General features: G+C 55.2%; 27 protein-coding genes. 12 read left to right on the top strand and 15 right to left on the bottom strand.

The window, feature by feature from the left end:
- On the top strand, positions 1-1,287 hold the full coding sequence (locus A3L14_RS10495) for an ArsB/NhaD family transporter (RefSeq protein ID WP_055428518.1): 1,287 nt from the start codon (positions 1-3) through the stop codon (positions 1,285-1,287).
- Between the two features lie 3 nt (positions 1,288-1,290).
- Positions 1,291-1,740 (top strand): universal stress protein, encoded by a 450-nt coding sequence (locus A3L14_RS10490; protein WP_055428519.1) that lies wholly within the window; start codon positions 1,291-1,293, stop codon positions 1,738-1,740.
- Here A3L14_RS10490 and A3L14_RS10485 read toward each other — a convergent pair.
- Complete coding sequence (locus tag A3L14_RS10485) at positions 1,737-1,991, bottom strand: hypothetical protein (protein WP_055428520.1); 255 nt, start codon at positions 1,989-1,991, stop codon at positions 1,737-1,739. The two genes, A3L14_RS10490 and A3L14_RS10485, sit on opposite strands and share 4 nt — an antisense overlap.
- Positions 1,988-2,497: a winged helix-turn-helix transcriptional regulator gene (locus tag A3L14_RS10480; protein WP_055428521.1), complete on the bottom strand. Its 510-nt coding sequence runs from the start codon at positions 2,495-2,497 to the stop codon at positions 1,988-1,990. The genes A3L14_RS10485 and A3L14_RS10480 overlap by 4 nt, the downstream gene beginning before the upstream one ends.
- 82 nt (positions 2,498-2,579) lie before the next feature.
- Here A3L14_RS10480 and A3L14_RS10475 point away from each other — a divergent pair, with 82 nt between their 5' ends.
- The 4 genes from A3L14_RS10475 (at position 2,580) to A3L14_RS10460 (ending at position 8,165) form a co-directional block, all read left to right on the top strand.
- Positions 2,580-3,941: a TldD/PmbA family protein gene (locus A3L14_RS10475; RefSeq protein ID WP_074631528.1), complete on the top strand. Its 1,362-nt coding sequence runs from the start codon at positions 2,580-2,582 to the stop codon at positions 3,939-3,941.
- Positions 3,938-5,227 (top strand): TldD/PmbA family protein, encoded by a 1,290-nt coding sequence (locus tag A3L14_RS10470; RefSeq protein WP_055428522.1) that lies wholly within the window; start codon positions 3,938-3,940, stop codon positions 5,225-5,227. Before A3L14_RS10475 ends, A3L14_RS10470 begins: the two co-directional genes overlap by 4 nt.
- Before the next feature lie 64 nt (positions 5,228-5,291).
- Complete coding sequence (locus A3L14_RS10465; RefSeq protein ID WP_055428523.1) at positions 5,292-5,954, top strand: DUF257 family protein; 663 nt, start codon at positions 5,292-5,294, stop codon at positions 5,952-5,954.
- 39 nt (positions 5,955-5,993) lie between these two features.
- Positions 5,994-8,165, top strand: a complete 2,172-nt coding sequence (locus A3L14_RS10460; RefSeq protein WP_055428524.1) for an alpha-amylase family glycosyl hydrolase — start codon at positions 5,994-5,996, stop codon at positions 8,163-8,165.
- Here the strand turns inward: A3L14_RS10460 and A3L14_RS10455 are convergent.
- Genes A3L14_RS10455 through A3L14_RS10430 form a run of 6 tightly spaced genes read right to left on the bottom strand, consistent with a single transcriptional unit; the run spans position 8,162 to position 16,040 of the window.
- On the bottom strand, positions 8,162-8,740 hold the full coding sequence (locus A3L14_RS10455) for a PH domain-containing protein (RefSeq protein ID WP_055428525.1): 579 nt from the start codon (positions 8,738-8,740) through the stop codon (positions 8,162-8,164). The genes A3L14_RS10460 and A3L14_RS10455 overlap by 4 nt on opposite strands.
- A gap of 36 nt (positions 8,741-8,776) precedes the next feature.
- Positions 8,777-9,613 carry a hypothetical protein gene (locus tag A3L14_RS10450; RefSeq protein ID WP_055428526.1) on the bottom strand — a complete coding sequence of 279 codons (837 nt, stop codon included), beginning with the start codon at positions 9,611-9,613 and terminating at the stop codon, positions 8,777-8,779.
- A complete protein-coding gene (locus A3L14_RS10445) occupies positions 9,610-10,863 on the bottom strand; it encodes a DUF58 domain-containing protein (protein ID WP_055428527.1) in 1,254 nt (417 codons plus the stop codon). The genes A3L14_RS10450 and A3L14_RS10445 overlap by 4 nt, the downstream gene beginning before the upstream one ends.
- On the bottom strand, positions 10,860-11,834 hold the full coding sequence (locus tag A3L14_RS10440) for an AAA family ATPase (RefSeq protein WP_055428528.1): 975 nt from the start codon (positions 11,832-11,834) through the stop codon (positions 10,860-10,862). Before A3L14_RS10440 ends, A3L14_RS10445 begins: the two co-directional genes overlap by 4 nt.
- Positions 11,831-12,829, bottom strand: coding sequence for a hypothetical protein (locus tag A3L14_RS10435; RefSeq protein WP_232473347.1), 999 nt, complete (start codon positions 12,827-12,829; stop codon positions 11,831-11,833). The genes A3L14_RS10440 and A3L14_RS10435 overlap by 4 nt, the downstream gene beginning before the upstream one ends.
- The gene (locus A3L14_RS10430) at positions 12,813-16,040 is read right to left on the bottom strand and encodes a transglutaminase domain-containing protein (RefSeq protein WP_055428529.1); all 3,228 of its coding nucleotides are present in this window, start codon (positions 16,038-16,040) and stop codon (positions 12,813-12,815) included. Before A3L14_RS10430 ends, A3L14_RS10435 begins: the two co-directional genes overlap by 17 nt.
- A 123-nt stretch (positions 16,041-16,163) precedes the next feature.
- On the opposite strand from A3L14_RS10430, the gene A3L14_RS10425 reads away from it, so the two are divergent.
- The 5 genes from A3L14_RS10425 to glmM all read left to right on the top strand — a co-directional run bounded on the left by A3L14_RS10425 (position 16,164) and on the right by glmM (position 21,177).
- Positions 16,164-16,949 carry a BtpA/SgcQ family protein gene (locus A3L14_RS10425; RefSeq protein WP_055428530.1) on the top strand — a complete coding sequence of 262 codons (786 nt, stop codon included), beginning with the start codon at positions 16,164-16,166 and terminating at the stop codon, positions 16,947-16,949.
- A 251-nt stretch (positions 16,950-17,200) separates the two neighbouring features.
- On the top strand, positions 17,201-18,595 hold the full coding sequence (locus A3L14_RS10420) for a hypothetical protein (protein WP_055428531.1): 1,395 nt from the start codon (positions 17,201-17,203) through the stop codon (positions 18,593-18,595).
- Positions 18,592-19,332 (top strand): hypothetical protein, encoded by a 741-nt coding sequence (locus A3L14_RS10415; protein WP_055428532.1) that lies wholly within the window; start codon positions 18,592-18,594, stop codon positions 19,330-19,332. The genes A3L14_RS10420 and A3L14_RS10415 overlap by 4 nt, the downstream gene beginning before the upstream one ends.
- Before the next feature lie 13 nt (positions 19,333-19,345).
- Positions 19,346-19,729 (top strand): hypothetical protein, encoded by a 384-nt coding sequence (locus A3L14_RS10410; protein ID WP_055428533.1) that lies wholly within the window; start codon positions 19,346-19,348, stop codon positions 19,727-19,729.
- Between the two features lie 98 nt (positions 19,730-19,827).
- Positions 19,828-21,177 (top strand): phosphoglucosamine mutase, encoded by a 1,350-nt coding sequence (gene glmM / locus A3L14_RS10405; protein ID WP_055428534.1) that lies wholly within the window; start codon positions 19,828-19,830, stop codon positions 21,175-21,177.
- A 27-nt stretch (positions 21,178-21,204) separates the two neighbouring features.
- Here glmM and A3L14_RS10400 read toward each other — a convergent pair whose 3' ends face one another.
- From A3L14_RS10400 to A3L14_RS10380, 5 genes are read right to left on the bottom strand one after another with little or no spacing between them, the layout of a single operon-like run.
- Positions 21,205-21,783 (bottom strand): hypothetical protein, encoded by a 579-nt coding sequence (locus tag A3L14_RS10400; protein WP_055428535.1) that lies wholly within the window; start codon positions 21,781-21,783, stop codon positions 21,205-21,207.
- Positions 21,784-21,786: 3 nt separating this feature from the next.
- Positions 21,787-22,248 (bottom strand): type II toxin-antitoxin system VapC family toxin, encoded by a 462-nt coding sequence (locus A3L14_RS10395; protein ID WP_055428536.1) that lies wholly within the window; start codon positions 22,246-22,248, stop codon positions 21,787-21,789.
- Positions 22,235-22,432 (bottom strand): antitoxin family protein, encoded by a 198-nt coding sequence (locus A3L14_RS10390; RefSeq protein WP_055428537.1) that lies wholly within the window; start codon positions 22,430-22,432, stop codon positions 22,235-22,237. Before A3L14_RS10390 ends, A3L14_RS10395 begins: the two co-directional genes overlap by 14 nt.
- Before the next feature lie 33 nt (positions 22,433-22,465).
- Positions 22,466-23,044 (bottom strand): AAA family ATPase, encoded by a 579-nt coding sequence (locus A3L14_RS10385; RefSeq protein WP_055428538.1) that lies wholly within the window; start codon positions 23,042-23,044, stop codon positions 22,466-22,468.
- On the bottom strand, positions 23,041-23,841 hold the full coding sequence (locus tag A3L14_RS10380; protein ID WP_055428539.1) for a hypothetical protein: 801 nt from the start codon (positions 23,839-23,841) through the stop codon (positions 23,041-23,043). The genes A3L14_RS10385 and A3L14_RS10380 overlap by 4 nt, the downstream gene beginning before the upstream one ends.
- Before the next feature lie 125 nt (positions 23,842-23,966).
- Between A3L14_RS10380 and A3L14_RS10375 the strand changes: the two genes are divergently transcribed.
- On the top strand, positions 23,967-24,557 hold the full coding sequence (locus A3L14_RS10375) for an ECF transporter S component (RefSeq protein ID WP_082431953.1): 591 nt from the start codon (positions 23,967-23,969) through the stop codon (positions 24,555-24,557).
- Positions 24,558-24,577: 20 nt separating this feature from the next.
- Here A3L14_RS10375 and pyrI read toward each other — a convergent pair whose 3' ends face one another.
- Positions 24,578-25,033: an aspartate carbamoyltransferase regulatory subunit gene (pyrI, locus tag A3L14_RS10370; RefSeq protein ID WP_055428540.1), complete on the bottom strand. Its 456-nt coding sequence runs from the start codon at positions 25,031-25,033 to the stop codon at positions 24,578-24,580.
- Positions 25,034-25,969 (bottom strand): aspartate carbamoyltransferase, encoded by a 936-nt coding sequence (pyrB, locus tag A3L14_RS10365; protein ID WP_055428541.1) that lies wholly within the window; start codon positions 25,967-25,969, stop codon positions 25,034-25,036.
- Positions 25,970-26,001 lie beyond the last annotated feature (32 nt).

Here is a 26,001-nt window from a genome sequence, read left to right as displayed (position 1 = left end):
ATGACTCCGGATGGACAAGTAGCAGTGGCTGTTGCAGTGTTCATCTTTATCTACGCCCTGATAATCAGTGAAAGGGTTCACAGGACCGTTGCTGCCCTGTTTGGGGCATCAATAGTGCTCTTTATGGGGGTCGTCCCCTGGGAGAAAATGCCCGAGTACCTTGACCTCGGCACGCTCCTCCTGCTTATCGGCATGATGATGATAGTCAACACGGCCAAGGAAAGCGGTCTCTTCGAGTTCATAGCGATAAAAACGGCGAAGTTTGCCAGGGGCAGCCCCATGAAGGTTCTCATACTGTTTTCCATAGTGACCGCCCTTGTAAGCTCCGTTCTCGACAACGTTACCACCGTCCTTCTCCTGACGCCGATGCTCCTCTATATAACCCGCCTCATGGACGTTAACCCGATTCCTTACCTGCTGGCCGAGATATTTGCATCAAACATCGGCGGAACGGCAACACTGATAGGCGACCCCCCCAACATAATGATAGGCTCTGCCGCTGGACTGAGCTTCACCGAGTTCCTCCTGAACATGGGGCCCATAGCGGCCATAGACCTCCTCATAACCCTCGGTATAATATACCTTGTCTACCGGGACGCCATGAGGATAACCCCCGCAAAGATGGAGAGGATTCAGTCGACCATCCAGATGCTCAGGGAGGACGAGGCCATAAGGGACCGCTCCCTCTTCCGGAAGTCGGTCATCGTGATACTGGCAGTTGTGCTGCTGTTCTTCATTCACGACAGGCTTGGAATACACCCCGCCGTCGTGGCCCTCAGCGGCGCTTCAGTTCTCCTGCTCTGGAGCAGGATGGAGCCCACGGAAGTCCTCGAAAAGATTGAGTGGACTGCCATATTCTTCTTCATGGGGCTCTTCATAGTCGTTGGTTCACTCGTTGAGACCGGGGTTATAGACGACGTTGCGCGCTGGCTTCTCGGCTACGTCCACACGACGGGACAGGCCATAGTGATGGTCACGTGGTTCTCGGCCATAGCCTCGGCCATAGTGGACAACATACCCCTGACTGCGGCAATGATACCTCTGATAAAATCCATGAGCGTCTCTATGGACGTCTATCCCCTCTGGTGGGCGCTGTCCCTCGGGGCCTGTCTCGGTGGAAACGGCACCGCGATAGGTGCGAGCGCCAACATCGTCGTTCTGGGTATTGCCGCCAGGGAGAGGCTCAACATAACCTTCATGGACTTCCTTAAGATAGGCCTTGTAATAATGCTGAGCACGGTCGGCGTGGGTATGGTTCTGATTTGGATAAGATACATAGGGGTGTGATCTATGAGGATACTCGTGCTCGTTGATGGTTCGAAGTGGAGCCAGAAGGCAGCCCTGCACGCGATAGCCATAGCGAAGAGGAGGGGAGGTAAGCTCACGCTCTTCTCAGTATTGGACAGGAGAGAGGCCAAGGCTCTCGCCTTCAACATGGGGATGCTGAGCCAGGATTTAAAAAATGTTCAGAAGTTCGAGGAGGAGATATGGAGGGAGATGAAAACCAGTATAAAGGACATAATGACGAACCTCCTTGAGCTCTGCCACCAGGAGGGCGTCAACTGTTCGATAAGGATTGTGGAGGGCTCAGCAAAGGACACAATTCTTGGGGAAGCCAACTCCGGAAAGTACGGGCTTGTCGTCATGGGGGCCTACGGGAGGAGTGGAAAAACGAGGATAGGAAGCCTTCTGGAGGAGGTCGTTGGCTCGATAGAGCCTCCGGTGTTGGTGGTTCGCTAGCGCTTCCAAAGTGCCAGAACAAAGAGAACTAGGACTATGACCTCCAGTGTGCCGACGGCTATGCTCACGTCTCTCTCTATCCACGCCGCCAGATGCAGGGTCTCTATGACCTTCTTTATTGCCAGCAGGAGGAACGCGGCTATCAGGTAGAGCGCCGCGCGGAGATGGCTCTTCTTGTAGGCTATCAACGAGATCCCCGCAAGGGCCAGTGCGAGGATCAGTGCCGTGACTGTAAGTATGGTTTCAATCATTCCTCATCACCCACGCTGGTGAGCAGATCTATCAGGTTGTCGGCCAGCTTCTCCCAGAGGCTCGGCCGGTAGTCCTTTATGACGCGCGCTATTATCCCCGGGTCATAGGAGAGGGTGTACACCACACTCTTCCCCTCCTTCCTGGCATCGACGATGCCGAGCTTCAGGAGCTCCCCCATGTGGTAGCTCACGGTAGGCTGGCTGAGCCTTAGCCTTTTGGCTATCTCGCTCTGGGTCATGGGGCCTTCCATCAGGAGCAGGAGGATCCTCCTCCGGGTCTCGGTCGAGATTGCTATGATGAGCTTCTGGCACTCCCCTTCAAAGCCCTCGGGGAATATGTAGCGCCTCTTTCCGAGCTTCCTTGAAAACACCTTCTTCTCCTTCTCCAGCCGGTAGAGGTGGTACTGCAGGTCACCTATGCCTATTCCGAGCTCCCTTGCCAGCTCCCTGAAGGTTATCCCCGGTTTGCTCTGGATGTACTGGAGTATTTCATTACGCCTCTCCATACCCAACACTTAAACGCTTGTGGTTCATCCCTCTATGGGAACCCATATAAACGCTATCCCTTTTATGTCCATCGGTGGGAGGATGGAGGGTCTATTAAGAACCGCCGAGGAGCTCGCGGGACGTTACGGTATATCCTATTATGAGATACGTGTAACCCGGGTTACCGCATCACACCTCTCAATGCAGAACGGCCAGCTGGAAGAGCTGGGGATGAACACTGAGGTGGGTATAGGAGTCAGGGCCTTCAACGGTGCGTGGGGATTTTCGAGCGCCAACGATATGAGCCGAGCAGGGGATGCCATAGAGGCCGCCATGAAGATAGCGAAGCTTTCTAGGGGGGACTCGAAGATTTACCTTGGCGACCCCGTGAAGGACAGGGCAGAGATAAGGCCCAAAAAGAGCTTTCTGGACCTGGATATCGAAGACAAGCTCGCCCTCGTAAAGGAAATCGATTCGCTCCTCCGTGGAGGTGATATATCCAACAGGAGCGTTTACTACGGGGACGGCCTCAAGGAGAGCTTCTACTTCAACTCCCTCGGAAGCGAGATAGAGACGGTCGTCCCAAGGCTGAGGCTGAGCTTCTCTGTGACTGCCAGGGGGAACGGCGAGATGCAGAGCTACTGGAAGAGCTTTGGCGGAACGGCCGGGTGGGAGCTGGTTGAAAGGATAGATCTGAACCGCTGGACTGCCTTCGTGAGGGAGAAAGCAATTTCACTTCTCCACGCCCAGTCGCCCCCTTCCGGCGAGTTCCCTGTGATAATGGATCCCGAGCTCACTGGCGTCTTCATCCACGAGGCTTTGGGCCACGCCGTCGAGGCCGATTCCGTTAAGAACGGCGACAGCATCTTGGCTGGTAAGCTGGGTGAGAGAATAGCCGTCGAGGGGCTAACTGTCGTGGACGACCCAACGCTTCCGGGCAAGTTTGGCTCCTATGTTTACGATGACGAGGGAATAAAGGCCAGGAGGGTTGAGATAATAAAGAACGGCGTTCTGGTGAATTACCTCACCGACCGCGAGACGAGCGCTTTGCTCGGTCTCGAACCAAATGGTCACGGCAGGGCTCAGGGCTACAGCTACCAGCCCCTCGTGAGGATGAGCAACACCTACGTCGAGCCCGGAGACTGGAGCTTTGAGGAAATGGTCGAAGAGGTCAAGAACGGCCTCTACATGATAGGGGACAAGGGCGGCGAAGTTGACACGGCCAACGGCACCTTCACCTTTGGTGCCAAGGAGGGTTACATAATCGAGAACGGCGAAATTAAAGCCCAGGTGAGAGATGTGGCACTCTCTGGATGGATCCTCAACGTCCTGAGGAACATCCGCGCCATAGGGGACGACCTCAGGATAGAGTTCCCGGGATACTGTGGGAAAGGTCAGTGGGTGCCGGTCGACGATGGCGGGCCTCACGTTCTTACAAGGGCCCTCGTGGGGGGATTGCGGTGATCGACGAGCTCATCGGCATACTCGAACGTGAGAACGTTGAGTGGGAGATTTACTGGGAAAAGGGACGGGGAGGCTCCTTCCGGATAGAGAGGGAGAGGCTTGAGCGCTCCCAGCGGAAGTTCCACTCCGGCATAGGCCTCCGCGTGGGCTATAATGGGAAGCTGGGCTTTTCCTACATAACCGGCCTTAACCACGAGCGGAAGGCCCTTGAGGAGCTCGTGAAGAGAACCGTAAAGCTCGCCAGAGTTAGCGAGGTCCCCTTCAGTGGTTTCCCGACCCCTTCCAGGGTGCCCCGCGTTGACGGGCTCTACGACAGGAGGATAGATGAGATTCCCTTTGAAGAGGCCCATTCCCTCGCTGGGGAGTTCGCCGCCAAGATGCGCGAGCTGAAATATGACTCACTGACCCTCTCGGGTTCGATAGCCCTTGCGGTCAGCAATTACGGGATAGCGAACTCCAACGGAATTTTCTTTGAGGGGAGGGGCACCGGAATGAGCGTCTCTGCCTACGCCGTGAAGAGGGGTGAGCGGACTGGCTCCGGTTCGTACTATCAGGCTTATCGGTCACTCCAGCCCTTTGAGGAGCTTGAGGGGGCGATTCAAAAAGCGGTCGAGGAGGCCGAACTGAGCTACCGCGCCGGGAAGGCGGAGCCTTACTCGGGTGAGATTCTTCTTGAGCCCGAGGCATTCCGCGCCATCCTTGGAATCCTCCTTGAGAACCTATTCGGCGACGGTGTTTACTACGGGAGGAGCCGCTTTTCCAAGCCGGGGGAAGACGTGGCCCCGGAGGGACTGGAAGTCATTGACGACGCAACGATACCTGCGGGTGTCGGGAGCTTCCCCTTTGACGGTGAAGGAAACCCCGGCGAGAGGACAGTTCTGGTGGAAGATGGCGTTATACGCTCGTTCCTTCTCGATGAGACTTACGCACGCTTTTTGAACATGGAGAGTACTGGAAACGCTGTCAGAGACTTCAGGACGATGCCCCATATCGGGACGAGCAACGTGGTGGTTGGGGCAGGAAGGGACAACCTGGAGGAGTTTGAGGGCGTAGTTGTTAAGAAGGTCTTCGGCGAGCACACTGCAAACCCGGTCAGCGGCGACTTCTCGCTGACCGTGGAGCTGGGCTACCTTGTCAGGGGTGGAGAGGTCATACCGTTCCGGGACAACATGCTCGTTGGGAACGCCTTCGAGTTCCTCCGCGCTCTAAACGCAATAGGACGTAAAGTCTACAGAAAAGGCTCATTTTATTCGCCCAGGGTTCTTGGCATTGCCAGGCTTGTGTAAATTTCGATGTTCTTAGGTAAGCTTTTATAGTTACACGTCTTAAAAGCTATTTGGGTGCGTGTGTATGGCATACCGCGGGATTGACTTGATACTTTTCAATATCCTGCCAGGTGAGACTGTGCTCGTCGAGTACAGTTCGGTGTCCTCCCCGGAAATACTTCTGTACCTGATCTGCAGGGGGTGCACGAATGCCGGCCGCCCAGTTCTCATCGATGACATCTCCGATACCTTCGCCGAATACGTGACCCGGCTTGAACTTATGGGGCTGGATACGGATGATTTAATGGAGATTCCTGTGATAAAGATAGGCGGCAGCAGGGAGTTCGGCAACGTCGTTGGCAGGGTCGAGGTGGACAAGTACTCCCTCGACTTCAAGTATTATGGCAAGATATACGACAAGGTCGTGCCTGAAAAGGTCGTGTGCAATCCGGTCCTCGGCATACACAAGCTCTTCGTGGCCCTCGAGAGGCAGGACGTGATAAGGCTCGTCCGCAACATCTCGACCTTTGTCGGAAGGAAGAGTCGCTTTGCCCTCTACTTCATAAACCGCGACGTGCTGGAGAAAAGAACCCCTGAGTTGTTGCCCCTCCTTGAGGAGACTGCCAGCACGGTGCTCCAGTGGGAGGCTGAAAGGGGGAAGTACCGACTCAGGGCCGTGAAGGCTGCGAATGACGAGATCCTTGGTTCAGAGGTGTCCATGAGCTTCAAGGACATAGAAAGAACGTGAAGTTTTTAAGGCCCTTTTCTTATCACTTTTGGTGATATAATGAGGCTGGTGAAGGTTATCTTTATCGTGCTACTTCTTGCATTTCCTGCAGTGGGGGCCTATCCCGTCCCTGAAAGGGGCGTCGTCTATCAGGTTATGGTCGACCGTTTCTACGATGGCAATCAGAGCAACAACGGGCCCTTCTACGATCCGGAGCACAGAAACTACCGCCTTTACTGGGGAGGCGACCTGGAGGGCCTCACGGAGAACCTCGACTACATAGCAAGCCTCGGCGTCTCGATGATATGGGTCTCCCCGCTCAACGACAACATCAACAAGATGGCACATGGCTCCGCTCCATACCACGGCTACTGGACGAGGGATTACAAACGCATAGAGGAGCACTTCGGAACCTGGAAGGACTTCCTTAAGCTGGTAGAGGAGGCCAAAAAGAGGGGGATTTGTATAATCGTTGATTACGTCCCCAACCACTCCAATCCGGCAATGGACGGTGAGTTCGGTTCCCTGTACGACAACGGGACCAAAATCACTGACTACTTTGAGGACACGAAGAACGCGAGCGTGAACCCGATAACGGGCATAAGGGAAGAGGTCTACCACCACAACGGCAACATCTTTATCTGGTCGGGAATACAGCTGAAATACGCCAACCTCTACGGCTTAGCTGACTTCAACCAGCTCAATCCGTGGGTGGATTCCTACCTCACGGAGGGAGCGAGACTTTTCATCGAGAACGGTGCCTGCGGCCTTAGAATCGACGCGGTCAAGCACATGGAGCTTGGCTGGCTTGAAAGCTTTTACCTCCGCCTGTACTCGGAAAGGCCCCTCTTCATCTACGGGGAGTACTACACACCATCGCCCGGGAAGAGCGACGATTTATACGAGTTCTACCGCTACTCCAACGTCTCGCCGGTTCTGAACATACCTATAAGGGCGGATATAGTGAAAACCTTTGGCTTCGTCGGAAGCCTTGAGACTCTCTCGGCCCAGCTTGGGGACTACTACTCCCGTTTCCTCTATCCGAACAAGCAGTTAAACTTCCTCGACAGCCATGACTTAATCCGCTTCCTCAATGGAGCGAGGAGGGAAGACGCCGTAGAGCGCTTCCACATGGCCCTGGCGCTGACGATGACCCTGCCGGGTATTCCCGTCATCTACTACGGCGACGAGAGCTACCTTGTGAGCAGGGACGGAAAGGGCGACCCCTACAACAGGCCCATGATGGTCTTCAACAACACCACCGAGGCGGCAAGAATAATCAGAACTTTAGCTAAGCTCAGAAAGACCAATGACGCTTTGGCTTTCGGAGACTTCAGAACGGTTTACGCCAACTACTCGGTCTGGGCCTTTGAGAGAACCTTTGGAGCGCACAGACTTCTGGTTGTGATGAACAAGGGCTCGCCGGCAGAGCTCAGCATCAACCTCGACTGGCCCGATGGAACTTACGCTGATGTCCTCTACGGAGCAGAGATGGTGGTTGAGAACGGCAAAGCGACGGTAGAACTGCCGAGAAACAGCTTCTACGTCTTCCACATTGAGCGCGAGCAGGAAGGGCCTTTAATAGGTTCCTTAACCCCCTACACCGCAAGACCCGGCCAGGAAATCCTCATAGCCGGGGCCGGCTTTGGAAGCGGTGGGAGGGTTACCATCGGCGGCGTTGAAGCGAGGGTTCTCTCCTGGAACTCAACAGAGATACTGGTTGAGGTTCCATCAACAAAAACCGGAAAGGCCTGGCTTGACGTGGTAGTTGAAACCGGCGGAAAGGTCAGTAACGTTGCTAAGCTCCGCTACTATTCGGGAAATGGCGTTCCGGCATTAATAGCACTCAACGCCAGTCTCGTGAACCTCTCCAGGGCAAACCTCTGGATTAAAGGCAACCTATCAGAGCTTGCCGAGCCGAGGCCCCTCCTCAAGTCCTCAACGGGCTATTACTTCACGGTGGCTCCCCTCCCTAAAGGGGCATCTTTCTCCGTGGAGCTCTACGAGGGCCCCTACTGGGGTGAGCTCAGGCCCCTTGGGGTGAAGCTCTACGGCTTCGTGAACTCAACGGTGGTGGTTCTGAGGGAGGAACCCCATGCCACCGAAACCGCTCCAGCGATGCCAACAACGACGGTAGTTCAGGGGCCCATCGGGGAAAATCCCCTGCCCTACCTCCTCGCCGCTCTCCTGCTGCTCGGGGCGGCTCTGATAATCTGGAAGAAAAGGGGTTAAATCTGCTCCAAAAGTTTCTTTCTCTTTTCCTCGTACTCCTCCTGGCTTATCACACCCATGTCGTAGAGCTCCTTCAGCTTCTTGAGTTTTTCCAGCGGGTCTTCCTCCTTCTCCACAGGGGGCGCTTGCTGGACTGGGGTTCCTCCCGGGACGACCCTGCTCACGAGTTCCTTTGGCTTCTTCAGAACCCACGTCTCGTGGGTCAGACCCTTCTTGACCTCTATCGTTACCGGCTCGATGGCTATCGCGTTGAGGGCGTCCTTTATGGCGTTTATCGTCTTTCTCGCCTGCTCCTTGTTCATCCAGCCGAGCTTGAGCCTTATGTCCTCCTCGCCCTTTATGAGGAACTCCGAGGAGATGATGCCCAGCTCAACGGTGACCTCCTCAAGCTTCTGGTACGGTATGGCCTTTATATCGTACCTGCCCAGGATTTTTTCGTCGAGGTAGATTATCCTCCTATCCGTCACGAGAACCCACTTCGGCTTTTCGAGGCTTATCTTTTTCTTTACAGAGAAAAGGACCTTCTCGCCCGGTTCGAGAACTTTATTCACCGCTTTCGGCAACTCATCTCCCATCTCCATCCCCCTCCTGTTTTTGGTTGGCGTAATATATTAACCTTCTCCTCCCTTCTTTCGGTAGAGCAGGAAGAGCGTCTCGCCGTCAGCACTCTCTATGAGGGGGGTTAGGAGCTCGCTTCTGTCTCCTGCCCTCAGGACGACCCGTTTAGGCCTCCTCTTAAGCTCGGCCTCCAGCCTCAGCGTATCCCACTCGAACGCTGAAGAACGGCTCAGGGGCATGATCCTGCTCCCATCTGGCGTCTCTATCACTACCTCGCCGTTCAATGGAGGAACCTCGACCGCAACGATGACCCTCCGATAGCTCCCGCTCTCGATTGAGGAATAGGCCATAGCCACGCCGAGAACGAGCAGGAAAACCGGCAGTAATATTCCCGCTGTTGAGAGGCCCAGGCTTTTCCCGAGCCACAGAAGTCCCAGTGAGAGGGCAAAGGCCAGCAGGACGACGGGAAGGCCGTAGAGCAGAGTTTTTCCACCGGCTCCCCTCCATCCAAGCCCCCTTAGGACGTTCTCCCATGCCTCCGCGGTGTCAACGTAGTCGGCGAGTATGCTCAGGGCCATCAGGGCAAAGATTGCCAGAGGGCTGGAGAAGTAGGGGCTCGCCAGTATCGCCTCGCTCAGGTTCCTGTATGCTTCGGGGAACGCTATCGGGAGGAACTGAGAGAGAGCTATCGAGTAGGGCACCGCGTAGAGCACCGTTGAGAGAAAGACCGTCCCGCTGGCGGAACCCCTGGAGAGGAACGTTCCCAGAAGGATTATCCCAATGGCCGCCGCCAGGAGGTAGTCCCCGGGGCGGAATACGTCGGAATACGCCAGAGACGTAAGGATTATCGCCGGGAGCACCACCGCCAGCTTTACTGCCCTGAAGTTCATCTTATCTCCCCCAGCAGCTTGCTCAGAACCTCTCCTATATCCTCCCGCCCCGGAACCCAGCGGACGACGTAAGCTCCGGTGCCCTCCAGCTCAGATGTTATCGCCCGCTTTTCCATCTCTATGAGTGTGCCCGTCTTGGGGTCGAGGGTCGGATAGACCGATATGTCCACCACCACGGGTCTGGATTTCCCCCTGTGGACGGCCATTACGGTCAGAACTCCCTTCTTGGTCTCTCCGGCCGTCCTATCGAGCACGTTGGAGACGTATATGACGAGCGGCGTGTACTGGACGAGTATCCTCTTCAGCCTTTCAACGGCATCGGCAAAGCTTTCCTCCTCTGCCTGAACCCTCTCGAAGTCCATCATCGTCCGGACCATCGTGTGCAGCTGTCTGGGCCCCGTTGCCGGCGGCAGGAACTTTCTGGCCCCGAGTAGGTACAGCCCCACATGGTAGTCCTTCCTGAGGAAGCGGTGCGCCATCGAGGCGACGAGGTTCATGGCGTGCTCGTAGGGGCTCTCACTCTCAATTCCTATCTTCATCGCCTCCCTGGCGTCGACTATGAACAGGACCGTCTTCTTGCCCTCCCTCTCGAACTCGTTGACGAGAACCCGCCCCGTTCTCGCGGTGGCCTTCCAGTTTATGAGCTTCATCGGGTCGCCGGTCTGGTAGTCCCTTATCTCCTTGAAGTCTGTGGAGATGGGCCCCCTTATCGAGAAGCTCGTCTCGGGGACGCTTATCTTGGCCTTCCTCCGTGTTTCCGCTATCGGAACCGCCCTGATGACCTTGGGAACGGCCCTGAGCCCGAGCTCCTCACCGTAGAGCCCCCAGATGTACCTCGTCCCCAGCGGATTTCTGGTGGTTACTTCGCTCCTTGGCAGCGTATAGACTCCCCGGAGCATCGGCCGTATCCGGTAGGTGTACTCTGCCTTCAGCGGCTTCAGACCCTTGAAGAATACTCCTACGTTGTTTCCCAATGTGAGGGCAACGTTCTTTGGAAGCGGGTCCCTGACGACGACCAGTCCGAGTCCCTTCTCCACTGTGACCTCGACCCTGATTTCGACCTCCTCGCCGAGCCTTATCTCGCGCCTTGAGAGCCTTCTCTTCACCCTAACCTCCCTCGGGGGGTCAACGAGCATCGCCAGGGCGAGAAGGGAGAGCGGCACTATGGCTAGGCCTATCATCCCTGGAGAGAGGAATGCCGTCCCGAGGAGCAGTGCCCAGAGGATGTATCCGGTCAGGCTTTTCCTCATCTCTCCCCCGCCTCTTTCGGTACGGGTGTTTTTTCTAGGGCTTCCCTAACAATCTCCTCCCCGTTTATGCCTTCAAAAGCGTACTCAGGCTTGACCACAACCCTGTGAGCCAAAGCATCCACCGCGTAAGCCTTAACATCATCCGGCAGGACAAAATCCCGCCCCTCAAGCAAAGCATTAGCCTTAGCCACCTTCATCAAGGCAATCCCCCCACGAGGACTCGGGCCAGCCTCAACCCTCTCATCAGCGCGGGCATTCCTAATCAACTCAGCAATGTACTTCAACAAGTCCCGGCTGATGAAAATCCCCCGCTCGACCAAATCCTGCATCTCGACAAAAGTCTCTCGATCAATCAAGGCCCTCATGTCAACCGTCGGATCATCCTTCCGCCAGCTCAAGCGCGCCTCAAGGATAGCCACCTCATCCTCAAGCGATTTCGGATAACCCACGCGGAGCCTTAAGAGAAAGCGGTCGAGCTGAGCCTCTGGGAGGGGGTAAGTCCCCTCGAACTCGATGGGGTTTTGGGTGGCAATGACGAAGAACGGCCTCTCCAGGGTGAAGGTTTCGCCCTCGATGGTTACCTGCTTCTCCTCCATGGCTTCGAGCAGAGCCGACTGAGTCTTTGGGGGAGCCCGGTTGATTTCATCCGCTAATAGAACGTGCGTGAAGATTGGGCCTTTGATTAACTCGAAGGTTCCGAGGTTTTGGCGCCAGACTTTGGTGCCCAGAATGTCGGCTGGAAGCAAGTCTGGAGTGAATTGGACGCGCGTGTACTTCAAGCCGAGGACTTTTCCGAAGGCTTTGGCTAAGAGCGTCTTGCCCAAGCCAGGATAATCCTCGAAGAGGACATTCCCATTCACCAACGCCGCAGCCAAAGTCTTCCTAACAACAACCTCATTACCAATATACACCCGAGAAACCGCCTCAACGATTTCCTCAAGGGTTTCAAACGCCTCTTTAATATCCATCATGACTCCCACCTCATGAGCGTTTTCAGTTCCTCAAAAACCTCCTCAACGATTCTAATCCTCCTCTCAAGTTCTCTCTTCTCGTAGGCGTGCCTTATCCAGAGCGGCGTCAGCCGGGAGGTCTGCCTGCCCCTGTAGTCGGCTATCTTCCCTATGAGCGCCTCGAACTTTTTCCTATCATCGAAGAGCCTTGCCCCGTAGTAGGCTATGAACGCCACCAGTGCCGCCTTCTTCCCACGCACCACGAAGTCCTCAACTGCTTTACTCGCCTCCGCGAGTTCCGGGCCGAGCTTTTTCACGGTTCTCGCCTCGTGCTTTCTCCACTGGGAAAGGAGATACGCCTCCGGGTCTTTTTCGCTGACGTACGAGTAGACCATGCTTCCGGCCACGATGACTCCCAGGAGAAGAACCAGCCACTCCCCGTAGAATACCAGCTCCGGGTGGCTCTCGCTCAGGCTTCCCCTTACCGCTGTGTAGAGCCCGAGGATCGCACCGAGGGCGCCCAGTCCAAGCAGGTTTCTTTCAACGGGCTCGGTCCAAGGGTACCTCTCGCCGAGCTCTGCTATCGAGTATCCGAGGAACAGGAAAAGGCCCGCGTAGCTGAAGACGCTCCCCATCGCTCCGAGAGGGGGAAGCCTTGAGACGCCGTAGAGGCCAATCAAGAGCCCCGCGCCCCTGACGAACCTGGGATGGCCCTCCAGTTTCGGTGCTATTATGGCAGTCCCCGCTCCGAGCACTATCATGGCCGCGGGGATGTTCCATTCGGCTGGCAGGAAGAGCGCCGCGAGGGTTACTCCGAGGAGCCTGAGGGCGAAGGCCTCGTTTTCCCCCTTTATCGCCCCGGCAACGTCTCCGGCGGTTAAAAACAGGGCGAGCACCACTGCAGGCATTAGGAGGGTTTTCAGCTCCTCCATCTGGGTGGAGAGGGCATATATGAGCGTCAGGGCACCGATGTATATCGCGATTCTTCCCGGGTTGAGCTTAAACAACGCAGCCACCTCCTATCACCTCGAGCACCGAGCGGTAGAACCGTATGAACTCCTCCCTTGAGACCCTCCTTCCGCTGTACTTGGCCTTCTCGAATATCTCCGTAAGGGTGTCTATGGGCTCCCACGGGTACATCATGTCTGTGAGGGTCTCCGCTATTTCCCTGGGCGTCAGTTCGTCCACGTCCACCCCCACACCCTTCGCCCAGGGGAGGAAGCACCTCTCGTAGTACTCCACGACGGCGTCGTTGTAGCTGGGCAGTATCCTGGCTCTGGCGGTCTCAACAAGACCGTTGCACCTGGCCTCTATCGTGTGGTCTCCCAGCGGCAGAGTTAATTTGAAGTCCCGCCCCCTCCCGAAGGGTTTCCCGTCGACGTAGAGCTCGGGCTCGCCGTCGCACTCCACGCTTATCTCCATGGTCTCGCCCTCCTGGAACAGGGGTATGCCGTTGTTGAATATTATCTTCAGAATCCTCTCCTGCCTCCTATCCTCTGGTTTCCTCTTCACGAGCCTGTATCTGGCCACCAGGGCGCCGATTATCACGATCACGCCGATGTAGAGCCATGGTATCTTCCGCTTTTTACCGATTACGACGTGGAACCTTCCGCTGGCGGGCAGGTAGTAGGGGGAGCCGTCGAAGGCAACCGTCACAGTTGCGTTGGTTTCCTCCTCCGGCACTGGGACGTCGAGGGTTGCTATTCCGGAGCCGTTGGTCATCACGCGCATCGCAAAGCCGTCCACGCTGACGTTTAGGTATATCCCGCTGACGGGGTCGTTGACCGAATCCACAACTCGGAACTTCAGCCGGGCGGTTTTTTCGCCCCTCGCCTCCTTCGTCAGCAGTTCTATCCTCACGGGGGAGACAACCGCAAAGGTTATCCGCTTCAGAATGCTGGCGCCGTGTCTGAACTCCAAGGACCTCTCACCGACGGTCTGGAAGGGCTCAACGGTGAAATCGAAGCTTCCGTTGACGACGTTGATGGTGTAGGTCTTGCCCGGGAATACGTAGGCCTTTAGCGTGGCGTTTTCAATTCCGATGACCCTGCCGCTGATTCTGATGGGCTTTCCGAGTTCGCCAGTTATCTTATCTGGAACGTCAAGTTCAACGGTCGCAAGTGTGGCTTTCATAGTTGCCGGGGAATAGTTGGCGCTCCCCGGATACTCAAGGGTCAGCGTGTGCTGTTCTATCCCCGGAATCTCCAGCCTCAGGGAGAACCTGCCGTCAGTTCTGCTCGTTGCGTTCCCTATGTACCTTCCGTCCAGGTAGTATGGGATGGTGGCGTTGGCTATCGGCTCACCAGCACCGTCGATAAGGCTTCCCACCACTGTGACGTTTCCAGGCCGGGCTAAAATCAGCCCGGGGAGCGAAAACTTCGCCAGCCCCTTTATCCGGACCACCAGCGTGGTGCTTGAGGACAGGTACGGGTACCCGAGAGGTGCGACGTAGTACACCTTCACCTGGCCAGTCATGGGCTTCAGGTATTTGGGAATCCTGATGGGGAGTGAGAACCCGCCGTTTGAGAGGTTGCCGTACCCTATCAGTATGTCTCTCCGGCCGTCACTCAGGAGCACCACGATGCTCCCCAGCGGTGGGGCGCTTCCGGTGGAGATTCCGCTCACGGTGCCGTTTATGACGAGAGAATCACCAGCCGTCAGGGTGTGGGGGATATCCATACTGATCTCGGTTGATTCCATGACAAAGACCGGGATGTGGAGGGGATACCTCTTTGCGCCGCTTGTCACGGTCATGTTCACAACGTGCCATCCGAGGGGATATCTCAGCGGAGAGGCCAGTCTAGCGTATATCCCGGTCTCGCTTCCTGGAGTTCCCCACCAGAACCACGTTTCGACCAAGGGGGAGGTGGTTTCGAGCCGCACATCCTGGGTGGCGCCCTGTATCGCGAGGCCAAGGACAACCTGGTCGGTCTTGAGGAGCGCAACCGCGGCCTGGTCTGGAGTGACGGTTATCCTACCTGGAACCGTGACTGCCGTAAAGAGGAGCATGGACATCGGCGTCCCCGCGTTTGTGGAGGCGTTGACTATGAGGGGATAATAGCCGGGCTCCTCAAATGGCCCTACGGTCAGTGTGTATATCCCCGATTCGTTGATGAGCGCTATCTTCCCGAGGGTGGGGACTTCCACAGTGACCGTTGAGTTCGTTCCGCTCGCGACGCGCTCGAACTTGACCTCAACTTCCCCCGTCGAGTTGGGGTTGAGCACCATCTTTGGCGGTGAAACCTCCAGCTCAAAGGGCATGTAGACGTTCGGGTCGGGGTGAAGGGGGTCGAAGGTGAGCCAGCCCGCGCCCTTAAAGTAAACCTCCGCCCAGAAGTGTCTGTTCTCTTCGGTGACCGCCTGCGTCTCCGGAACTGCGTCGATGTAGACCCCTTCGACGAGCCTCGCAGGAAGGCCGTTCAGCCTGGCCAGCACCACGAAGGCCGAGGCGAAGTCGTAGGAACTCCCTGCCTTGGACTCGAACAGGAACCACTTCAGCCTGTCGGTGCCGGCCGGTGGTGTGGCGTTCTCCACGTGCCTGTAGTTGTTTGCTAGGTATCTGATTATCTGAATGGCCTTCCCGTAATCCGAACGTGCCCCCAGGGTTATGCTCTCGGCGAGGTTCTTCAGCTCCGTGTTGTTGGGAGCCTCTAGATACTCGGTCTGATTTCCAGCAGTGAGGTTGACTAGATAAGGCCACTCGAAGGTGTAGCTCACCGCGGAGAACGAGTAAGTGGTCACGTTCAGGGGGGTCATGAAAAGGTTGTACTCGGGAATGGCCTCTGCCCCGGCACCGTCAACGCGGGTCGTGTAGAGAGATGTGAACAGGTTGCCCCTAATGGGCAGAAACGAGACAACGGTTATTCTATCCCTTTCGCTGTGGTGGGGGACTTTTATCTCGGGGGGGGCAAGGACATTGCTCGGGATCTTGGTGGCGTTTCTGGTCAGCCACCCTCCGTCCACGTAGTCGGTGTAGACGTTGAGCCTGAGGTAGTGGGTGTGTGCCGCTCCGGTCACGAGGAGGACAAAGCGCGGTGAAACTGGAACCTCAGCAGGCGGTCCGGTTTCGTTGGTCTCGTTTCCGGGCGGAAGCTTTGGCGATAGTATATCCTCGATGCTCTTGGTTTCGGGGGGAGCCTCGATGAGGGCTGGCCCCAGCACGACGGAGGTAAGGAGGAAGGAGAGCAGTGTGAGGGTGAGAAAGGAGACGTATTTCCGCCTCGCCATGATATTTTCTACTTCTCCTGTGGGTTATATAAGGCTTTTCATTGATGTAAAAGTTTGGTCATCGATGCATCCACCTTCCAAAACCCTTAACTACCTCACTGACGTCTCATCTCCGGTGGTACTATGGACTTCGAGAGAAAGCCCCTCATAGGCATGGTTCACCTGAAACCCCTCCCAGGTTCCTACCTCTACGATGGGAACTTGGATGAGGTCATTGATTCCGCCCTGAGGGACGCTAAAACGCTGGAGGAGGCGGGCTTCGACGCGATAATGGTCGAGAACTTCGGCGACGTCCCGTTCCCAAAATTTGTTGACAAGACGACCGTCGCGGCATTCACAGCCGTTGCCAAGGCAATCCGTGACGAGGTGAGCTTGCCCCTGGGAATAAATGTCCTCCGCAACGACGGAATTGCCTCATACTCCATAGCCTACGCGGTTAAAGCTGACTTCATAAGGGTGAACGTGCTGAGCGGTGTAGCCTACACAGACCAGGGCCTCATTGAGGGCATCGCCCACGAGCTGGCAGGGCTCAGAAAGCTCCTCCCGAGTGGGATAAAGGTCTTCGCCGACGTCCATGTCAAGCACGCCGTCCACTTCTTCGAGTTTGAGGATGCGGTAAGGGACACCGTCGAGCGTGGATTAGCGGATGCCATCGTTGTCAGCGGCAGGGCGACGGGAAAGCCGGTCGAGGTTGAAAAGCTCGCCCTCGCAAAGAAAATCTCACCTGTGCCTGTGGTTGTGGGTTCTGGAACGAGCTACGACAACCTTCCTGAGCTGTGGAAGCACGCAGATGCGTTCATAGTGGGCACCTCTATAAAGCGCGATGGGAAAGTTGAAAACGAGGTCTCACCCGAAAGAGCCAGAAAACTCGTTGAACTTGCGAAAAAACTCCGGGTAGATGACCTTTAATTTCTTCAATTTCGAATTTTCTTTTCCGAAAGTCTTATTGCCCATTAATGTGTAACATGCTAAAAGCAAAACCTGTCCCGCTTTCCTTTTCTGCGAGATAGGTTTTATCGGGAGTGTGAATATATGTCCCCTGAACCACTTACGGGCTTGAAGGTTCTTGGCCCATTACTTGGGCTTTTCCTGCTTGTTGGGGCAGTTATAGTTTTCCTCCTGCTCGCGAGGTTGTTTCTGGGGATTCTTCGGAGGTTGGCATGATGTTAAAGAAACCCGTCCTTTTCCTGGGAGTTATGCTATTACTTGCCTTACCCGTTTCTGCCTCCCGGTTTCCAGAGCAGTTGCCCTCGATAACCAAGGAGGAAGCTAACTCTCTTGGATTGATAATCTCCTACGGTGGTGGGGGAGGCGGATGGGAGGGCTCGAACTACATCAACTTCTATCAGGACTTCATGTGCGCCAACCACAGCCCCGATTACAATAACTACATCGAGGTCATGGTCACATACTACACCGATAACGAGGCCGTGGAGCAGTTCAGATGGTTCATCAAGCAGGGAAAGAACTACACAGACAGAGAGGAGGATCTCATAGGCTTCTGGAGCGGTGAGAAGGAGGGGACAATATCCTACCACTACGAGTTTAGCGAGCGATCCGAGTACGCTGACCTCAAGTTCGTGTATACCAAGAAGTACTTCGATGGCCGCGGGTTCACGTCGATTAAGCACACCTATGTGGCTCTGGTTAACGACCACTACTGGGTAACCGCGGAGGCGTCTTACCAGGAGGGGACAAACGCCTGCAACCTTGAGGGCATCGCCCCGGTTCTGCTGAACCTCTACCTGAGCAGGATACCCAACAGCACGGTAAGGGTTCCGGTGAATGCCTCCGTTGATGTCTCCGGGGCAGGAAGCACTTCGGGAACCGGTCTGAGTCAGGAGGCAGTTAAGAGGATGAAGGATACCAACGAGAAGCTCAAGGGACTCGGCGAAAAATGGGGCGGCTTTATGGTCATCAAAACGCCGAAGGGAGAGGTCGTCAGGGTGGTCAACTCAAACCCGGACTATTCTGGTGGTGGTTCAGTCCTTGGCTGGAAGGCCAAGTACTACGGCAACAAGGCCCTCGATACATTCATCGATCAAGTAGCAAACTACCTTCCCAAGCCACTGGGGCTCTTCAAGGACTACTTCAAGGCCGACAAGGAGGTCAACGTCTTCTCAGACGATGAAATGGTGAAGAAGACCGCCAAAGACCTGCACGTGGACGAGAGGAGCGCCTCGCTCTACAACGGCATGTCCGACATAGAGAACCGCGAGAAGGCGATGTCGCCCTACAAAAACGCCGTACCTTCAAACATCGGGACGAAGCCTATAGAGATTGCCCTCAACTCGATGGGCGTGGCAATAAAGAAGACCCTTGCTCAAGACTACAGGTGGGAGTTTGAAAAAACTGCGGAGATTGCCATTCGCTACAAAAAGGCCGGCATGAAGTACCGCGAGGTCATCAGGAACACGATAGAGGGGATGAGTGACACCACCATGGGGATGCACAGGGTCAACATGCTCGACAGGAACTCCAAGGGCGACTTTAAGAGCCAGGAAGCGAGGGTACGGTTCTACATCAACAAGCTCTTCGAGGAGGGGGTAATATGAAGGGGAAGCTGCTCCTGGTACTCCTCCTAATCGTAGGTGCCTACCTGTACCTCAACTGGGACTTCCAGATTCCAGACGACCTAAGCCCCGAACAACTCATAGACACCGCCAAGAACGTGACGAACAGCCTTGGAGAGACTTCCGGCGTTACCGAAACCCCGTCCTCCACGGGAACGGAAGGATCTACAACGATAGCTGAGAACGTCACCGTGCTCACCTCTGACAGCGGGACGGTCATTCGGTTCAAAACAGAAGTCATTGACGAAAGCCTGATAGGTGTGGCGTATGCCCTCGCGAAGAAGGAGCATGAAAACGGCTCGGAGAACATCAGGGTGGAGGCTTACTTCGGGGAGGAGCCCATCTTAGCTTTAACAATAGAAAACGGCGACTTCGACAATCCGGTCTTTGAGGACATTAGAAGGCCGGAGTTCAGGATAGAGACTGACTTAGGCCTCTTCGATGTACTCGTGCACAATGTAACCGTCACGAACGATACAGCGAGTGTTTCCCTTGAGTATCTTGCTGGAGAGGACTCCTTCTGGAGGGACTACGCCAGGATGAGCCTTGCTATACTGGAGGACGCTCCCTGGGTGGAAAGGGTTGAGATCCTCTATCTCGGAGAGAGGAACGTCAGCGTTTCCGTTTCCAGCAACGCTCTCCTGAAGGCCCTCTCCGGAGAACTTTCTCCTGGGGAGTTTGGGGATGCTGTGAAGATAGTCGAACTTGAAAAGGAGTGAAGGAGGTGAGAAAATGGGGATTATCAAGAAACTCGTCGGTGGATTCTTTCTGCTGATACTCATTGGCATCATCGGGGTCTTTGGAATGCAGTACTACTACGAAAACGCCTACGACCAGGTTCCTGTAGAGGTCAAAAGCGAAACCGTCAGCGGAGACTTCTTCTACCTCTCCAACGTCCTTGAGCCCGGAAAGTACCTGATAAAGGCGGAAAGTGAAGGCACAGTCGAAAAGATAAGCATCCTCGACGAGAACGGGAACGTTCTAACGGAATCCGAAGGTGGGAAAATGATTTACGGCTCTTCCCAGAGATTCCAGGTGAGGATAGACTACAAGGCTCCAATGAACGTCGATTCCTACGAGGTTTCCGTGGGTATATACAGGCTCGTGAAGAAGTGAGCTGTTTTTTCTGCTTTCCACTTTGCGTTTCTTCAATCGACGAAAAAATTATAGCTTTTACCTTCTGACTGGTTACATCATTCTCACAGGTGGTCACCATGGGGAAGTACTTCGGAACCAGCGGTATTCGAGAGGTCGTCAACGAAAAGCTGACCCCCGAGCTTGCCCTCAGTGTTGGCAGGGCTCTGGGAACTTACCTCGAAACCGGGACGGTTGTAGTTGGCATGGACACAAGGACGAGCGGCGAGATGCTGAAGAGGGCTTTAATAAGCGGGCTTCTATCGGTGGGAATAGACGTTATAGACATCGGTTTGGCCCCAACGCCCCTGACAGGCTTCGCCATCAAGCTCTACGGGGCAGGGGCGGGCGTTACGATAACGGCCAGCCACAACCCCCCTCAATACAACGGAATAAAGGTGTGGCAGGCCAACGGGATGGCATATACTCCAGAAATGGAGGACAAACTTGAGGCCATTCTCGAATCCGGGAACTTCAAAAAAGCTCCATGGAATGAACTTGGAACGCTCAGAAAGGCAGACCCGAGGGAGGAGTACATAGGGAAAGCCCTTGAGATGGTTCACCTCGATAACCCCTACACCGTCGTCATTGACTCCGGCAACGGTGCCGGGAGCGTTGTTTCCCCATACCTCCAGCGTGAGCTCGGAAATAAGGTTATCTCGCTCAACTCCCACCCGAGCGGCTTCTTTGTCAGGGAGCTTGAGCCGAACGCTAAAAGTCTCTCGATGCTGGCGAAGACCGTCAAGGCCATAAAGGCCGACGTTGGGATAGCGCACGACGGCGACGCCGACAGGATTGGAGTAGTCGATGACGAGGGAAACTTCGTGGAGTACGAGGTCATGCTCTCGCTTATAGCCGGCTACATGTTGAGGAAGTTCGGGAAGGGCAAGATTGTGACGACGGTCGATGCGGGCTTTGCCCTCGACGACTACGTCAGACCACTTGGTGGGGAGGTCATCAGAACGCGCGTGGGTGATGTTGCCGTCGCGGAGGAGCTGGCAAAGCACGGCGGCGTCTTCGGCGGCGAGCCGAGCGGGACCTGGATAATGCCCAAGTGGAACCTGACTCCCGATGGCATCTTCGCCGGTGCTTTAGTTCTTGAGATGATTGACAGGCTCGGCCCGCTTAGCGAACTCGCTAAAGAAGTCCCGCGCTACGTGACGTTAAGGAAAAAGATACCCTGCCCCAACGAGAAGAAAGCTAAAGCGATGGAGATAATCGCCAGGGAAGCCCTCAAGACTTTCGATTACAAGAGGCTCATAGACATAGACGGCGTCAGGATTGAGAACGGTGATTGGTGGATTCTCTTCAGGCCGAGTGGAACAGAACCGATAATGCGCATAACCCTGGAGGCCCACACCGAGGAGAAAGCAAAGGAGCTTATGGAGGAGGCTGAGAGGCTGGTGAGGGGAGCAATAGCGAGGGCATGATGGCGTCAAATTTCCCGTGTCCTCCCGTTATCCTCGGTTTAAAGAATTCCTCAACTCCTCGATGCTTCCCTCGATATCCTCCTTATCGAACTCGACGTAAACCGCCTCCGGGAACCTCGCCATTAGAATTTCAAACAGTATTCCGGGCATCTGGACGAGCCTGAAGTTCTGCTCCATCACCAGCTCCTTCGAACGCTTCAGCCTCTCCTCCTTGTTCAGGTAGAAGAACTCCTGCATGGTCCTGTAGGGATAGCCTTCCGGATCGCTCGAACTCGTGTGGAAGACGCCGCAGGTCGGGGAGCCTTTAACGCCGAGAAAGACGACCTTTTCCGGCCTTTCCTCGGTTATAACCCGCCCTATGAAGTCTGCTATTACCTTCGCCCTCTCGCGCATACCGAGCCTCTCGTAAACTTCTCTGCTTGCAGGTGCCCTTGGCCATCCCATTGCCTCGAACTCGGGGCAGGGATAGGCGAGAACCTGCCAGTCCTCGCCGAGCTCTCCAATCAGCTCCCTCAAAAGTCTGGCCGTCTCATACTCCTTCTCCTTAGGCCCGCGGTAGACGTAGAAGGGGCTTAAAAGGCAGGGGGCTATGATGAGGAGGTTCATGGTTCATCCCTCGAAGGTTTTTAGAAAGGGAATCCTCTTGAAGTCGGAGTCAAACGTCAGAATCAGATCAATTTCACGCTCTTTGCACGTCGCGGCGATGAGGGAATCGTTTGGTAGGAGTTCATAGTCCTCTCCAAGCTGGGATGCGAGCTTCATCGTGTTTTCGCTTATGGGGACGATTTTCAAAAACCCTGCCTCGCTGAGTTCCTCAAGCGCTGTCTTGACCCTTCCATACACGAAAGTGTAGTCTCTCAAATGCTTTTTGAGGTCATATGCCCCTTTAAGGCCGTCCTGAATGGCAAGGGTAAACATGACCTTGTAAACTGTCTCTGAAAACACTACCAGGTTCGTGACCAGAGTATGTCCTTTATTTATGGCTTTCTTGACGAGCGCCTTTGCCCGTGGATCCCCAAGGTGCAGACCAACGAAAACCGATGAGTCCACAAAGACTTCAGAACGACTCATAGTACGCCTCCTTCAGGCGCTTATAGTCGATTTTCCCAACCTTTCTGATGACCATTGAATCAAGGAGTTCATCTAAGTCCCTTTCGATGATTTTTATCCTCACTTTCTCATGATCGCGCAGATGGGGTTTTTTTAGGGGCTTCAGAACGCCGTTCTCGTACACGGCCTCTATGATCTCCTCCATGGTTCCACCCAATCTTCTTTGGTGAAACTCCCTTTAAACCTTCCCCGCGACATCTTCAATTATCTTTTCCACCTTCTCCCTCAGCTCTTCTAAGGTTCCCTCGTTGACTATCACGTAGTCGGCTAAGCCTTTCAGCTCGCTCGTGTGATATAAGCGCTCCTCGGCGTCGTCCATGGCCTTGAAGTCCTCAAAGCTCTTTATGCCCTTGTCCTTACTCGCCTTTCGTTTCATCAGGCGCTCGAACCTTACCTTCCGGCTTGCCTCGACGTAGATGACCTTTCCGCCGAGCCGTTTGATGGCCTCTATCTCCTCCCGAGAGCGAACGCCGTCTATGACTACTTTTTCGCAGTGCCTCATCTTGTCCACGGCGAGCCTTATGAGTATGTCCTCGCCATATTCCTCCTTCAGGTACTTCCCGAACTCTATGAGCCTGTCCCTGGTGGGCTCGGCCTTCTCCGGCAGCTCCGGAATCCACGAGTATTCCGAGACGTTGTGGGTGAGCAGGTCTATCAGGGGGTCGCTGCAGGAAACCCTGCAGAAGCCTTTCTCCTCGAAGAACTTCGCGACAGTCGTCTTTCCAGCGGCTATCTTTCCAACGACGCCCACTATCATTTTCTCCACATCCTCCAGATTAGATTTGCCCCGTCAGTTGACTCCATCAGTCCTTCGTAGGTAAGGGAAGTTACGAATCTAATCAACGCCTTTTTATCGTAAACGGTCGGCATATCGGAGCCGAACAGGTACTTCAGCTCGAAGAAGCCGATATGGAGTAGTCGGAAAGGATTGAGAAGATAAATCCCTCCCTCAGACTTAAGGCCGAAGGGAAAATCCGCCAAGACGAGCTTTGCTCCTCTCTCCTCTGCGAGGGCGACCAGTTTTCCTTCGTCCGGAAAGAATAGTTCTTTGGGTTCAGCTTTGATAGGCTCGTACTTTAGTCTCGGGAAGGAATATCTTATTCCAACGGCCTCGTAGGGAAGGTTCAGCCGCTCGGCAAAGCCGAGCAGGGCTTTCGCGCTGAAGCTCAGGAAGACGAGCGTTTTGATGTCTCCTCTGATGTCGGGCCACTTCCTCGGTGGAAACCTCTTCTCCGCCTCGATTATCGGGAGGAGGAACTCAAGCTCTGTCCCCTTAACAAGCCTTTCGGCTTTCTCTAATTTCTCCCTTTTTATCTCCAGATCGAGGTTTGAGTAGACGGTGACCTGCTTAACTCCAAGCCTCTCGCGGAGCTTCCCGATGACGAAGCTGTTGCCTATGACGACGCTCTTGTCGGTTCTGTCGTGGGCGATTATGAAGAGCTTGTCCTCCTCCTCGTCGTAGCGAACCTCGTCTATCCTGAACGGGCTGTCGGGAAAGCCGTTCTCACGCCTTATCCCCCTGACCAGCTCTGATATCCCCTCGACCGTGAACATAGTCCCTCCCAAGGTATCTCCAGGGCTCTGCTTTTAAGGGTTCTTTCTGGGTTCCTGGTCCGATATTCCAAATACGGAACAAAAATTTATAAATTGCGGAACAAAATCCGCACCGGGGTTTGACCATGAGAATGAGTTCGAGGGAGATAGCCCTAATCGGAATGATGCTCGGGCTTTCGCTCATGCTGGAGGTTATTCCAGTGGAGATGCCCACCGTCTGGGGCATGAAAATAGACCTCGTGGCGGTTCCCATAATAATGGCTTACCTCCTCACGGGATTCGCCGGAGGTATAATCGCGGTATTCCTGCTGTTCGTGGGACTGGGGCTTATATCCTCGGCGAGCTGGCTGGGAAGCATGATGAAGGCCACCGCAACATTCAGCGTTCTCATTGGGCTGGAGGTGTCCAGAAGGTTCACCCGCTTTGACTTCGAGAACGCGAGCGGAAGGAGAACCATGGCCTTTGCGGTTCTGGCTTTCCTGATAGGCATCGCGGTCAGGGTCCCCCTGATGGTAGCGCTCAACTACTACGTGGCCCTTGAGATATGGCTGGGCGTTCCCCAGGAGAAGGTTGTCGAGACGGTTGAGGCATGGACTGGGGTTCCCTTCTGGGTTGCCATAGGACTTCCGAACGTGATACAGAGTGCCATTGACGTCTTTGTTGGACTGGCGGCCACAATACCAGTGTTAAGGCGCGTTCCTTACCTGCTGGAGTGAAAATGAAACCTAGAAAGGGCTCAGAGGTTGCCCAGTATTTCCTCCTCTTCCATCGTCCTCTCGCAGTAGTGACAGCGCACCTTTAGGGGCTCCCTTGAGACGACGTGGAACTTTGAAACGGTGTACTCGTGGTTGCTGACGCAGTTTGGATTGGCACAGCGGAGGATTCCGGTTATCTCATCGGGAGTCTCGACCTTGAACTTCTCGGCCACCCTGTAGTCCCGCACTATGTTCACAGTGGCCGTCGGGGCGATGAGGGCTATCTTGTTGACCTCCTCCTCGCTCAGGAACTTACCCTCTATCTTGACGATGTCCTTCCTTCCGAGCTTCCCGCTGTGGACGTTCGAGGCGAGGAGGAGAACTCCTCCGTTTGGCCTGTTGAGGCGGAGTATCTCGATGACCTTCAGCCCCTTCCCGGCCGGGATGTGGTCTATGACGGTTCCCTCTCTAATCGCGGTAACCTTGAGTTCGGCCATTCAAACCCCCTCCAGAACGCCAAGTGTAAGCCCTAAGAGAGCCATCCTGACTGGCACACCTGAGAAGACCTGCCTGAAGTAGAGTGCGTGCTCCGTCCTGTCAACCTCGGGGTGTATCTCGTCGACCCTCGGGAGTGGGTGCATTATCCTGAGTGTCTCCTTGGCCCTCTTCAGAACCGCGCAGTTGACCTGGTAGCTGCCCTTGACCTTGAGGTACTCCTGCTCGTCCGGGAAGCGCTCGCGCTGGATTCTGGTGACGTAGAGGACGTCCAGCTCCGGGATCGTTCCCTCCAAGTCTGTCGTTTCGTGAACGGTTAAGCCCCTCCCGCGGAGTTCCTCGACGATGTACCTCGGCATCCTCAAAAGCTCCGGCGAAATCAGGTAGAGCTCGACGTCGTAGAAGGCCAGAGCCTCGGCTAAACTGTGGACGGTTCTCCCGTACTTGAGGTCACCGAGCAGGCCTATGGTCAGGCCGTCTATCCTCCCGAAGGCCCGCTTTATCGTGTAGAGGTCAAGTAGAGTTTGAGTCGGGTGCTGGTTGCTTCCGTCGCCGGCGTTGATCACCGGTATCTCCGCTACCTCAGCGGCCAGCCTCGCCGCCCCTTCCATTGGATGTCTTAGCACGATGACGTCGCTGTACTGCTCGACCGTCTTTACGGTGTCCGCGAGGCTCTCGCCCTTCTTTACGCTCGTGCTTGTGGCGGAGGAGAACCCAATTACTGAACCGCCGAGGCGGTGCATGGCGCTCTCAAAGCTCAGCCTCGTCCTCGTCGACGGCTCGAAGAACAGCGTCGCGAGGATTTTTCCCTTCGCGTAGTCGAGCGAGCCCTTCTCATTGAGTTCCGTTTCGATTCTTTCTGCAACATCCAAAACGAACTCGATATCCTCCTTGGAGAAGTCCCTAACGCTTATCACGTCGCGTCCTTTCCAGTCCATAGAAGCCCTTCCGATGTAAAAATCGATGGGTT

This window comes from Thermococcus thioreducens (genome assembly GCF_002214545.1).
In the GTDB taxonomy this organism is placed as follows: Archaea; Methanobacteriota_B; Thermococci; order Thermococcales; family Thermococcaceae; genus Thermococcus; species Thermococcus thioreducens.
This window is presented reverse-complemented; position numbering and strand designations above follow the sequence as displayed.

Coding starts and splice junctions, on each gene's coding strand:
- A3L14_RS10375 (WP_082431953.1), top strand. CDS start 23,967: ATGAGAATGAGTTCGAGGGAGATAGCCCTAATCGGAATGATGCTCGGG.
- A3L14_RS10430 (WP_055428529.1), bottom strand. CDS start 16,040: ATGGCGAGGCGGAAATACGTCTCCTTTCTCACCCTCACACTGCTCTCC.
- A3L14_RS10390 (WP_055428537.1), bottom strand. CDS start 22,432: ATGGAGGAGATCATAGAGGCCGTGTACGAGAACGGCGTTCTGAAGCCC.
- A3L14_RS10415 (WP_055428532.1), top strand. CDS start 18,592: ATGAAGGGGAAGCTGCTCCTGGTACTCCTCCTAATCGTAGGTGCCTAC.
- A3L14_RS10455 (WP_055428525.1), bottom strand. CDS start 8,740: ATGGGAGATGAGTTGCCGAAAGCGGTGAATAAAGTTCTCGAACCGGGC.
- A3L14_RS10495 (WP_055428518.1), top strand. CDS start 1: ATGACTCCGGATGGACAAGTAGCAGTGGCTGTTGCAGTGTTCATCTTT.
- A3L14_RS10420 (WP_055428531.1), top strand. CDS start 17,201: ATGATGTTAAAGAAACCCGTCCTTTTCCTGGGAGTTATGCTATTACTT.
- A3L14_RS10465 (WP_055428523.1), top strand. CDS start 5,292: ATGGCATACCGCGGGATTGACTTGATACTTTTCAATATCCTGCCAGGT.
- A3L14_RS10410 (WP_055428533.1), top strand. CDS start 19,346: ATGGGGATTATCAAGAAACTCGTCGGTGGATTCTTTCTGCTGATACTC.
- A3L14_RS10440 (WP_055428528.1), bottom strand. CDS start 11,834: ATGATGGATATTAAAGAGGCGTTTGAAACCCTTGAGGAAATCGTTGAG.
- A3L14_RS10400 (WP_055428535.1), bottom strand. CDS start 21,783: ATGAACCTCCTCATCATAGCCCCCTGCCTTTTAAGCCCCTTCTACGTC.
- A3L14_RS10490 (WP_055428519.1), top strand. CDS start 1,291: ATGAGGATACTCGTGCTCGTTGATGGTTCGAAGTGGAGCCAGAAGGCA.
- A3L14_RS10485 (WP_055428520.1), bottom strand. CDS start 1,991: ATGATTGAAACCATACTTACAGTCACGGCACTGATCCTCGCACTGGCC.
- A3L14_RS10475 (WP_074631528.1), top strand. CDS start 2,580: ATGGAGGGTCTATTAAGAACCGCCGAGGAGCTCGCGGGACGTTACGGT.
- A3L14_RS10445 (WP_055428527.1), bottom strand. CDS start 10,863: ATGAGGAAAAGCCTGACCGGATACATCCTCTGGGCACTGCTCCTCGGG.
- A3L14_RS10425 (WP_055428530.1), top strand. CDS start 16,164: ATGGACTTCGAGAGAAAGCCCCTCATAGGCATGGTTCACCTGAAACCC.
- A3L14_RS10460 (WP_055428524.1), top strand. CDS start 5,994: ATGAGGCTGGTGAAGGTTATCTTTATCGTGCTACTTCTTGCATTTCCT.
- glmM (WP_055428534.1), top strand. CDS start 19,828: ATGGGGAAGTACTTCGGAACCAGCGGTATTCGAGAGGTCGTCAACGAA.
- A3L14_RS10480 (WP_055428521.1), bottom strand. CDS start 2,497: ATGGAGAGGCGTAATGAAATACTCCAGTACATCCAGAGCAAACCGGGG.
- pyrI (WP_055428540.1), bottom strand. CDS start 25,033: ATGGCCGAACTCAAGGTTACCGCGATTAGAGAGGGAACCGTCATAGAC.
- A3L14_RS10450 (WP_055428526.1), bottom strand. CDS start 9,613: ATGAACTTCAGGGCAGTAAAGCTGGCGGTGGTGCTCCCGGCGATAATC.
- A3L14_RS10395 (WP_055428536.1), bottom strand. CDS start 22,248: ATGAGTCGTTCTGAAGTCTTTGTGGACTCATCGGTTTTCGTTGGTCTG.
- A3L14_RS10380 (WP_055428539.1), bottom strand. CDS start 23,841: ATGTTCACGGTCGAGGGGATATCAGAGCTGGTCAGGGGGATAAGGCGT.
- A3L14_RS10385 (WP_055428538.1), bottom strand. CDS start 23,044: ATGATAGTGGGCGTCGTTGGAAAGATAGCCGCTGGAAAGACGACTGTC.
- pyrB (WP_055428541.1), bottom strand. CDS start 25,969: ATGGACTGGAAAGGACGCGACGTGATAAGCGTTAGGGACTTCTCCAAG.